This window comes from Methanospirillum hungatei (assembly GCF_020216685.1).
Classification (GTDB): Archaea; Halobacteriota; Methanomicrobia; order Methanomicrobiales; family Methanospirillaceae; genus Methanospirillum; species Methanospirillum hungatei_B.
Genome location: NZ_JAIWNS010000034.1, coordinates 1 through 10,655 on the forward strand (window position 1 = coordinate 1; position 10,655 = coordinate 10,655).

A 10,655-nucleotide genomic window follows, 5' to 3' on the forward strand; every position below is an offset into this window, starting at 1 on the left:
AGGGGTTTTGATCTTCGATTGTGTTTTCTTCTTTCTCATTCTCATCATTTGGATTCAGCAATATCTCAAGAGAAGTATCTTCATCTTCTTTTGCCGGGGTGTCTGAATGTTCCATCACATTTCCTTCTTGCAAAGGTGTGTCCCCGAATTCATCGCCATTATCAGTGCTTTGTGGTGTTGAGTCATACGTATCATCGATTGAACTCATAACCGTGTCAAGAGCATCATCCTCTCCTTGAGTATTTGTGCTATCTACCATCTCCTGTTGTTCTTCATCAGCAGTATTACGTCCCAAATTTTTCATTATCTCGTTCCATCGTTCATGTAATTCCTCATCAGAATATTGTGTCTCTGTGGTTACGTACCCAAAGTCATTGAGATAAAAAACAGTCTTGGTTTTGGGATCATACAATTGATTTGCCTCTTCATCAATGGTAATCTCATCAGATGCTTTTGATTCATTCACATGAGCATCTGGAATTTCTGTCTGTTTTGGGGTACTTATTAATGGAGGGTATTTTTTATTGTCAGTGTCATGATCACATACCCCATTCCCATCAAGGTCAATGTAATCCTTACAGATATATGGTGAATTCTGAAAACAGGTTGCTGCTAAAGTGGGAACACCCGCCAGAGAACATAGGATGAGAGTTATACAGATGAGTGCGAGAAAGGAACCGGAGTTGTGAAAAGATGAATATGGATCCATGTTGTGAATTCGTACATATCACACATAAGGCTAACGATCACTCATTGTTCATTCCCTTATAATTATATATCATCTTTTATAATTTCGATCAGATCTGAAGTAACTTTTTTATATTACAAAACAAGATAGAGCGGTATGAAAGGACTCATATTATTGCTTATGATGATAGCGCTTTGTATACCGATTATGACGGCGGAAGAGCAGGAATGGACCCCTTTTCGAGCTGATTCAAGGATTGAGATAAACTTCCCGTCACACTGGAACTAGCAGGAGATTCAGACAGGCTACAAAGGGATGAAAGCGTATTTGATGACAGATAAAAAAACACCAGGGTTGTATTCACTCGTGATGGTTGCAGACAATCCCATCTATCAGATTCCTGACAAGGATGTCCTGAATGAACTGCTCTATTCTTTAATGAATGATTATCCTGATTACGTTCAGCAAGGGGAGACAAAGTTTGGTTCTGATGATAAACGTCCGTATTTCTCACTCTCTCAATGGGTGAATGATTCAACAGGAGAAAGGCTTACTCTCATTGTTGCAGGATCAAAAAAGTCTGTTGTCTATCTCTGGATGGTATATCCATCTGAGATCATGGAGAAGGTATATCAATCACTCATGAATGATATGGCTACATCGTTAAAAATATTTTAAATTTATTTTATGACATATTTTCTTCGATTCGTTCGATTTAGTGGATCAATCTCTCTTTTTTTGTGTCCTCTCTGCAGGTATGTGAATGCCATACCGGTGTCGTGGGGGAGGAGATCATAAAACCCGGTGATAGGAGGGGTGTACCGGTTTTTTTATATGTATGAAATGGTTAGATTGTGGCCTTCCTATCATGCATTGCGGAATACTTACTATACAAAACAATTTACAGATATTGAGGAATTATAAGCGATAACCTGATGAGTTACCATTGCATATGCTATGTACGAAGGAACAGAGATGTTAAGGGCATATAAGGCAGTAATAAGAAATAATTATGTTGAATGGGATAATGACATTCATGAAATAATAAACTCAGACAATCCTGTTTCAGTGTATATTACTATTATAGATGAACCCAAACCAGAAACGAATGTCGAAAGAGGCAAATGTATGGTTTCAGCTTTGAATACGTTAGTTAAAATAAAAGCATTTAGCGACGTTGATGATCCAGTTGAGTTCATACGAGAGATGAGGCAGGAGAGAGAGTTACCAGGAAGACAAGATGCTGATTGATAGGAATATAATCATTTATGCCATGCATCCCGATAATGAAATTATCCGAAAATTAATTGAGAAAAATTCACCATATGTATCAGTAGTCAGTTATGTCTAGGCTATCGGAAATCATGAATCCAAATTGAAATTTGAAAAAAATTAAGAATTTTAATTTTTGGGAAGAAGGATTCCACCATTTACCAGAGAATAGGTCTTCCCTTCAAGAGCACTACATTCTTCATTATCCGGATTATAAGTCACAGTATATCCATTGCCAATGATATTTGTGATGATGTTTCCAGAAATCCCATCTGGATCGGTCAGGCCGGTTATAGTTGAATCACCAGTAAGGGACCAGGTCGAAGTAGCATCCAGTTCAAGATCTGCTGTGTGAATCTCTCCGGTCAATTCGGTATTATTTAAGAGTTTTATGGCAATTGAACTGATTTCATCAGTATAGAACGAACCATTCAGGATTTCGTTATATGCTGTAAAGGTTACTTTTCCTCCATTTTCACCAGTTTTTCCCCATCGGGAAGTTGCTGAGGCGTTTACCAGGACACCTGATCCAGCATTTATTTTCACTCCATTTAAGGTAATCAAGGCATCAGTATTTGTGACAAAGAAGAGGGACCCATCACGATTGTTCAGGGTTCCTCCCTCCATGGTGAAAATTCCTTTCCCAACTTCTGCATCCCCCGAGAAACTCTGATAAATCATGACCCCGGGAGTATTCTTATCTCCTCCGGTTACCGTGCTATTCGTAAGAAAGATTGAATTAGATCCCTCAATGACTGCTGCCTCAGTTCCCTCGGATAGAATATTTAGATCATTGACAGTTATCTTTCCCGTTGAATAAATACCAGGAGATCCATCACCAGATGAATAAACAGAACCGCCCTTCACCGTTACTGTTCCAGAACCGCGATCAGTAGCAATTGGAGCTCCGTGTGGTCCTGTAGTGGTAATTGATACATTCTCAAGGTTAAGAACGGCGCCAAGAGTTGCCATAACTCCATGACCACCATTTCCAGAGGCTGTTATTGTTACATCTTTTAGTGAGATTGAGGTCCCTTCTCCTGTAGGAATTGCTCCATTAGCACCAGATCCGGTTGTAGATATTGTTCCTCCTTCAATTACGACAGTACTTCCGTTATTTGCGAGTACCGCTCCATTCAAACCAAAAAAGCTGCTTGCATCATTGGACGATGTATTTCCGGAAGTTGAGATTACAGGATTTTTAAGGGTTAAGGTTCCGCCATTTGTAACATAAACAGCGGAAACATCATCCATATCAGAAAGATAGGTTTCATTGGATTCGTTAGCGATATCTCCATCAATGGTATATTTTCCACTCAGTGTGTATGATAAATCAGAATTACCACTAAGCGGAGCACTCCCAGGTGGAATATCGCCATGTGGGAACTGTATTTCAGGGTCAGGGATCATTTCAGGAGCAGGTATTGGATCTGCCAGACTATTCATACCGATAAGTGAAATACACACCAGAATCATCACAATTTTACAATATTGGCTCATTTTTACCATCTCTGCATTTTAACTAATTTTTGACTCATATTGGAAGATAATACCATACCAGATATTCCTGGAGGTATTTCTGATACCTTTGGATTAGGGACTTGACTAATATATAAAAAAAGGGGAACCTGATTGGAGGATATTTATCCTTTTAGGTTCAGGAAAGGTGAACCAATGGATCTTCATTGAGAATAACGAAAAATGATCCCATTCAGAACCCTGAGAATAGCTAAGAACCCCCTTACAACAAATTGGGGTTTATAAATACTTTATAAACTAGCGATCATAAAAGGGGGGTTTTTAGCTATCCTCCCCTGCAATTTTTTTGTGCAGGTCTCTTTTTCATAGTCCTGCTACACCTGTTACAACTGTTACATGGGCGTTAAATTTGAAAAAAATGCCTCAATGCAAGCATAATGCTGAAAGGCAATAATTTCATTGATTCCTGATATATACCATGGAAAGGCAGGTCTTTTATATAATGAATTGTGGAGACAGTGACTCCACAATTATACTTCAAAGGATACATCTCATCATACAGCGAATTTTAAGCCATTCGGAAGCACAAATCTGAAAAGATAAAAAGGATATATTTTTATGTGTTTAATTGATCATACTTCATAAATGTCACTATGAAGACCAGAACGGGTTCTGGAAATTTCATGTATCAATAAAAACATTTTTCTATGTCTATCATTATAGAACGTATATCGTACAATCAGAATCCCATGTACGTTTTCACTCGCACTATATTCTCTGCAATGCAGATACCATGACCGTGAACCAGAATCCTGAACAGATAGCAAGGGACACTATCGACCGGAAATTGATCGAATCCGGGTTCGCGATTCAGGATAGAAAACATATCGACTGGAGGGCATCTCCCGGTATTGCGGTCAAAGAGTATCCGATTGATGTGGGTCCTGCTGATTATGTTCTGTTTGTGGACCTTGGTACCTGTCGGGGTTATTGAGGCAGTATAAGAATTAAAAGGGACCATCAGAGTAAATTGGATTTAAACAGAATTCTAAGGGGATTACAGAGTATACCATGCCACAACTTGAACTCATTGAAGCAATTGAGAAACGCCTCTGGAAATCGGCAGATAATCTTCGTGCAAACTCCAACTTTGCCAGTAATGAGTACTTCCTTCCCGTAATGGGACTGATCTTCCTTCGTCATGCGTATAGCCGGTATCTTATGGTGAAGGATGAGATTGAGAAGACCCTTCCAAAGCGAGGCGGAAAAACCCGTGCTCTCACGAAGGAGGATTTCTCCCAGAAGAGTGCCATATATCTCCGTCCTGAAGCCCAGTATGATTACCTGGTATCTCTTCCGGATAGCAGTGACCGTGCGGGTGCAATCATCGCGGCGATGGAGTCGATAGAGGAGGATTATGATCTTGAGGGTGTTCTGCCAAAGGAAGAATACCGTGCTCTTGAGAATGATGTCCTAAAACAGATACTTCAGATCTTAAACCCGGACGAACTAAAGCAGGCATCCGGGGATGTATTCGGCAGGATATATGAGTACTTCCTTACCCAGTTTGCTGACCTCAAAGCCCACGATAACGGAGAGTTTTTCACCCCGGTATCTCTGGTATCACTCATTGCGAATGTCATAGAACCGAAGGAAGGTATTGTTCTTGATCCGGCCTGTGGTTCAGGTGGTATGTTTGTCCAGAGTGCTCATTTTGTAGAACGGATGAATCAGAGTCCGACTGAACATCTTACCTTTAAAGGGATGGAGAAGAATGCCACCACCATCCGGCTTGCAAAAATGAACCTGACCGTGCATGGTCTGGAAGGGGATATCATGAAGGCAATCACCTATTATCAGGATCCTCATGAACTCTTTCAGAAAGCGGATTATGTGATGGCAAATCCTCCGTTCAATGTTGACGAAGTGGATGCTGACAAGGTAAAGAACGACCCCCGCCTTCCGTTTGGTCTTCCCGGAGTGAATAATCAGGATAAGGTCTCGAACGGGAACTATCTCTGGATCAGTTACTTTTACAGTTACCTGAATGAGAAGGGCCGGGCCGGGTTTGTAATGTCTTCCCAGGCATCAAGTGCCGGACGGGACGAGGCAAAAGTCAGGCAGAAACTTGTGGAGACCGGAGCGGTTGAAATCATGGTCTCTATCCGGTCAAACTTCTTTTACACCCGGACGGTTCCGTGTGAACTCTGGTTTTTAAACAAGGCCAAGCCAGAAAAGATGAAGGATTTTGTCCTGATGATCGATGCCCGGAATATCTTCCGGAAGGTAACACGGAAGATCTATGATTTCAGTCCTGAACAGGAACAGAATATTCTTGCGATTGTATGGCTGTACCGAGGTGAGATAGTGCGATACCTGCAGCTGGTATCCCGGTACTGTGAGACGATGCTGAAAGAGGCGGAGTCGTCGGTCAATTCAGGAGATGAAAACCTTCTCTATCAGTTCTGCCAGAAGATGACCTTGTTTTTGGACTCCGCCCGGCCCTATATCATCAGACTTTCTGGGGATCATGCAGCGAAAGAGATCTTCTCCGAGCTTGAAGGAGAGAACGCCCAGCTATCTAAAGAGATTACCGGATTTGCGAAGGCTACATCTCATGAACTGAAACTCTGGGAGAAGCAGGATACCTCAAACGGAGGACTTCAAAAAGCAGTTGACCGGCTCTCTTCTCTTTCCAACGCGAGTCATGCACTGGTGACCCAGGTAGATCTGATATCGAAACTTGCAAACCGGCTTATTGAGACGTGTGAGAAGGATGGTCAGGCAAAGGAGTCTAATCTCTGGTCAGGTCGGGATTTAAACCGTATTCTCAAAGATGCTGAAGGTATCAGGGAGGATCTGGTTTTCGATCTCAAACAGGTCAGATACTTTTGGAAACAGGCTCACTGGCTGGTTGAGCGGTTCCCGGACGGGACATACCGGGATGTGGAGGGCCTGGTAAAATGCGTCTCCCGGTCAGAGATTAAAGCAAATGACTGGAGCCTTACTCCGGGGAGGTATGTGGGTGTTGCTCCGGAAGAGGTGGATGAGGAGTTTGACTTTGAAGAGGCTCTCCGGGATATTCATATCGAACTGGAGGGCCTGAATGCAGAGGCAGCAGAGCTTGCCAGGATAATTCAGAAAAATTTTAAGGAACTTGGGATATGACCGTGGTTCTGACCGACGAAGAGATAAAATCTCTTATCTGGGAAGAGAAAAGAATCCCACCGGACTTTTTCCAGACTATTCATCTTGTCAGAAAGGGCGGCCACAGGGAAGGGAAAAAGGATCTCTTCGGGAGTCAGGGCAACCATTTTCGCGTGATTGTTCGTCAGGGGTGCTTTAATCAGCTTGACTTTTCCATTGGTCTTTTATATTTTCCAAAAAATTCTAACAAAGCGTTTATCCTGAAGAGATATAATGGAAAGAGTCATCAGCATACAAATAAGATTGAAAAAGAAACATTCTATGATTTCCACATTCACACCGCCTCTGAACGATACCAGGAAGATGGGATAGACTGTGAAGATGGATATGCAATCGTCTCCGACCGATATTGTGAGATTACCGGAGCAATGCGATGCATGGAAGAGGATTGTGGATTTGTTATACAGACAGATAATGTAACTCTTGATGTATTCGGGGTGAATAATGACGAGTGATGTAATTCTCCAGTCTTTCAGGCAGACCGTCTGCCATGATCTGACTCTTGTACCTGAAGGGATTGAGCGGTACCGGATTTTTTCTCCGTTTATGTTCCATGATGGGGATCACCTTGGCCTTGTTTTGAAACGGGAAGAATCCGGATGGGTTTTGAGTGATGAAGGTCACACGATGATGCATCTGTCATACCGGATGGAGTATAAGGATCTGACGCAGGGAAAAAGAGGGGAGATAATCGATAAGATTCTGGCAAAACATGGTATTCGTGACCGTGATGGAGAGTTTATCTGCCCGGTTCCTGATGAGCAGTATGGAGATGCCTTATTTCAGATGGTGCAGGGACTGTTGCGAGTGAGTGATATATCATTCTTATCACGGGAACATGTCAGATCTACCTTCCGTGAAGATGTTTCAGCATATATTAATGCATTACCCGGCCTCTCCGGACAGGTAACCTGGGAATGGCATGATCCGGTTCATGATCCGGAAGGGAAGTACCCTGCCGATGGGTATCTTTCGGGGTTAGATGAGCCTACCGTCCTGTTCCTGCTTCAGAATGATGACCGGGTCAGGGATGCAACCATAAACCTTCTTCAGTATGAAAAGTGGGGAATAACGGTTCATTCAGTTGCGATTTTTGAGAACCAGGAAGAGATTAACCGGAAAGCATTGGCAAAGCTTTCAGATGTCTGTGATAAGATGTTCTCAAACTTTACCGGAAACAAGGACAGGATTCGTCAGTACCTGGTACATGCATAGGAATGAATGGTATGGGTTCTCTGATAGGAATGTCCAGTAATACTTTTTTTGGTAAAGGTTTATCAAGATCTGACTTATTTGGGTTGGTTTATAAAAAATGTTTAGATGAGCTCATTGTGGATTCAGTGATTCCACTTTTTCCATTTGAAGGAGAGAAACTTTCCCGGAAAATCCTTAAGTTAACAAAGAAAGAGCAGATGCAGTGGTTTATTGAAGGGTGGATCCGGGTAGGGGTGTGAATTGAGTTGGAGTACAGTTACTATCGGTGATTTAGTCGAAAATGATTTAATAGAACTTCAAACTGGACCCTTTGGTACACAATTAAAGGCATCGGATTATACTTCAGATGGAACACCTGTCATTAATGTTCGTAATATTGGGTATCGAGTGCTAAATCCTGAAAAGTTAGAATATATACCGGAAAATGTTTTGAATCGTCTTTCTCGGCATATTTTAATTCCAGGAGATATCGTATTTGGTAGAAAAGGGGCTGTTGATAGACACTTACTTGTTACAAGTCTTCAAAATGAATGGTTACAAGGATCTGATTGTATTCGGATGAGAATTTTTTCCGACAAAATTAATCCTGATTTTCTCTCTTATTCGTTTTTATTGGATTCCCATAAAAATTGGATGTTAACTCAGTGTGGTAATAAAGCGACGATGGCATCATTAAATCAGGACGTAATAAAAAGAATCCGATTAAATCTACCCGATATTGTCACACAACGAGCAGTTGTTGATATTCTCTCAAAATACGACGACCTCATCGAAAACAACCGCCGCCGTATCCAGCTCCTCGAAGAAGCCGCCCGCCTCCTCTACCAGGAATGGTTCGTCAGACTCCGGTTTCCCGGACATGAACATACGAAGATAGTGGATGGGGTGCCGGAAGGGTGGATACAAGGAGTAATTTCTGATTTTTATGATACAACTTCAGGGGGAACACCAAGTAGAAAAAACCCGGAATATTATACTGGTGATATCAACTGGGTAAAGACACAAGAATTAGTTGGAGGGTTTATTTTTGAGACATCAGAAAAGATTACTCAAATTGCAATTAGTCAATCTGCAGCTAAGGTTTTACCAAAAAGAACTTTACTTGTTGCTATGTACGGGGCAACGATTGGGGAAATCGGGATATTGGCAGAATCGTCAGCATGTAATCAGGCATGCTGTGCAATAATTCCTAAAAAAGATTTGTCTAATGAGATATTTGCTTATTTTTTCTTTAAAGACAATAAAATGCGACTTAAATCATTAAGTCAGGGAGCAGCACAAAATAATATAAATCAACAAGTAATTCGTGAATATCCTATGATTTTACCCTCAAAAAATGTAATGTTTCAATTTTTAACTTATGTAAATCCAATAATGAATGCTGTGAAAAACCTCTCGTTAACAAATTCAAACCTAATTAAAGCTCGTGACCTCCTCCTCCCCCGCCTCATGAACGGAGTGATACCGGTATGACCCCCTACACCGAAGATCTCCTCGTCCAGCAGACCACCGCCGATTACCTTACCAATAACCTCGGGTGGGACTCTGTTTATGCCTATAACGACGAGATCCTTGGTGTAGACGGAACTCTTGGCAGGAGATCCGAAAAAGAGATCATTCTGACCCGGTACCTGAATCAGGCGCTCCGGAAGTTAAACCCGGACCTCCCTGACGAAGCATACGAGAGTGGAATCAGGCAGATATCAGAGGTCAGCTCAGCCCAGACCCTCCTTGCAACCAACCAGGAGAAGTATGATCTTCTCAAAAACGGGGTGAAGGTCAGGTACCGGAACGAGAAGAATAAAGAGAAACAGACCATCCTGAAGATATTCGACTTCGACATACCGGAGAACAACCACTTCCTCTGTGTCCGGGAAATTTGGGTAAAAGGGGATATCTACCGCAAGCGTCCGGATATCATGGGATTTGTGAATGGAATCCCGCTCCTTTTCATCGAGTGCAAGAACATGCACCGGGACCTTGAGGTTGCCTACCGAAGAAATTTCGCCGACTACAAAGACACTGTTCCCCATATCTTTTACTACAACGCCATCATCATGCTGGCAAACGGGGATAAAGCAAAGATAGGGTCGCTCACCAGCAAGTATGAACATTTCCACGAGTGGAAACGACTGAATGAACAGGACCCCGGAGTTGTTGACATGGAGACTCTGCTCAAGGGAGTCTGTGACAAGAAGAACTTCATGGATCTCTTCGAGAACTTCATCCTCTTTGACGACTCACTCGGTCCCACCGTGAAGATCCTTGGCAAGAATCACCAGTTCCTCGGCGTCAACCAGGCCATTGAAGCAGTCAAGGAACGAAAGCAGCGGGAAGGAAAACTCGGGGTCTTCTGGCACACCCAGGGCTCAGGAAAGAGTTACTCGATGGTCTTCTTCACCCGGAAGATACATCGGAAACTTGGGGGGAACTTCACCTTCCTCATCTGCACCGACCGGGACGACCTTGACGGACAGATCTACAAGACCTTTGCCGGGTGCAGACTCGTCAACCATGACAAGGATCCCTGCCGGGCATCAGACGGGAAACACCTGGCACAGCTCCTCACCGAGCACAAATCCCATATCTTCACGCTGATCCAGAAGTTTAACCAGGACGTGGACCCTGACGTCGGATACACCAGCCGGGATGATATCATCGTCATCACCGACGAGGCACACCGGACCCAGTACGGAACCCTTGCACTCAACATGAGAAATGCTCTTCCCAATGCCAGTTTCATCGGATTTACCGGAACTCCGCTCTTTAAAGATGACGAGATCACAAAACGGGT

The 10,655-nt window shown here is 42.7% G+C and carries 10 protein-coding genes; 8 read left to right on the forward strand and 2 right to left on the reverse strand.

Translation table 11 applies throughout. The features are described from left to right. Window positions 1-466 (reverse strand): hypothetical protein (locus LDL35_RS01955; protein WP_304018947.1); only part of this gene is annotated, 466 nt, incomplete at its 3' end. A gap of 552 nt (window positions 467-1,018) precedes the next feature. On the opposite strand from LDL35_RS01955, the gene LDL35_RS01960 reads away from it, so the two are divergent. After that, on the forward strand, window positions 1,019-1,366 hold the full coding sequence (locus LDL35_RS01960) for a hypothetical protein (RefSeq protein ID WP_304018948.1): 348 nt from the start codon (window positions 1,019-1,021) through the stop codon (window positions 1,364-1,366). 279 nt (window positions 1,367-1,645) lie between these two features. Next, window positions 1,646-1,939 (forward strand): hypothetical protein, encoded by a 294-nt coding sequence (locus LDL35_RS01965; RefSeq protein ID WP_304018949.1) that lies wholly within the window; start codon window positions 1,646-1,648, stop codon window positions 1,937-1,939. A 150-nt stretch (window positions 1,940-2,089) separates the two neighbouring features. On the opposite strand, the gene LDL35_RS01970 is transcribed toward LDL35_RS01965, so the two are convergent. Further along, entirely contained in the window at window positions 2,090-3,406 is a 1,317-nt protein-coding gene (locus tag LDL35_RS01970) for a hypothetical protein (protein ID WP_304018950.1), read from the reverse strand. A gap of 826 nt (window positions 3,407-4,232) precedes the next feature. Here LDL35_RS01970 and LDL35_RS01975 point away from each other — a divergent pair. The 6 genes from LDL35_RS01975 to LDL35_RS02000 all read left to right on the forward strand — a co-directional run. Next, complete coding sequence (locus tag LDL35_RS01975; RefSeq protein ID WP_304018951.1) at window positions 4,233-4,433, forward strand: hypothetical protein; 201 nt, start codon at window positions 4,233-4,235, stop codon at window positions 4,431-4,433. Between the two features lie 77 nt (window positions 4,434-4,510). Next, window positions 4,511-6,607: an N-6 DNA methylase gene (locus LDL35_RS01980; RefSeq protein ID WP_304018952.1), complete on the forward strand. Its 2,097-nt coding sequence runs from the start codon at window positions 4,511-4,513 to the stop codon at window positions 6,605-6,607. Continuing rightward, the gene (locus tag LDL35_RS01985) at window positions 6,604-7,101 is read left to right on the forward strand and encodes a hypothetical protein (RefSeq protein ID WP_304018953.1); all 498 of its coding nucleotides are present in this window, start codon (window positions 6,604-6,606) and stop codon (window positions 7,099-7,101) included. The genes LDL35_RS01980 and LDL35_RS01985 overlap by 4 nt, the downstream gene beginning before the upstream one ends. Then, window positions 7,091-7,861 carry a DUF1828 domain-containing protein gene (locus LDL35_RS01990; RefSeq protein ID WP_304018954.1) on the forward strand — a complete coding sequence of 257 codons (771 nt, stop codon included), beginning with the start codon at window positions 7,091-7,093 and terminating at the stop codon, window positions 7,859-7,861. Before LDL35_RS01985 ends, LDL35_RS01990 begins: the two co-directional genes overlap by 11 nt. A gap of 240 nt (window positions 7,862-8,101) precedes the next feature. Beyond that, window positions 8,102-9,334: a restriction endonuclease subunit S gene (locus LDL35_RS01995; protein WP_304018955.1), complete on the forward strand. Its 1,233-nt coding sequence runs from the start codon at window positions 8,102-8,104 to the stop codon at window positions 9,332-9,334. Continuing rightward, window positions 9,331-10,655 (forward strand): type I restriction endonuclease subunit R (locus LDL35_RS02000; protein ID WP_304018961.1); only part of this gene is annotated, 1,325 nt, incomplete at its 3' end. The genes LDL35_RS01995 and LDL35_RS02000, both read left to right, overlap by 4 nt.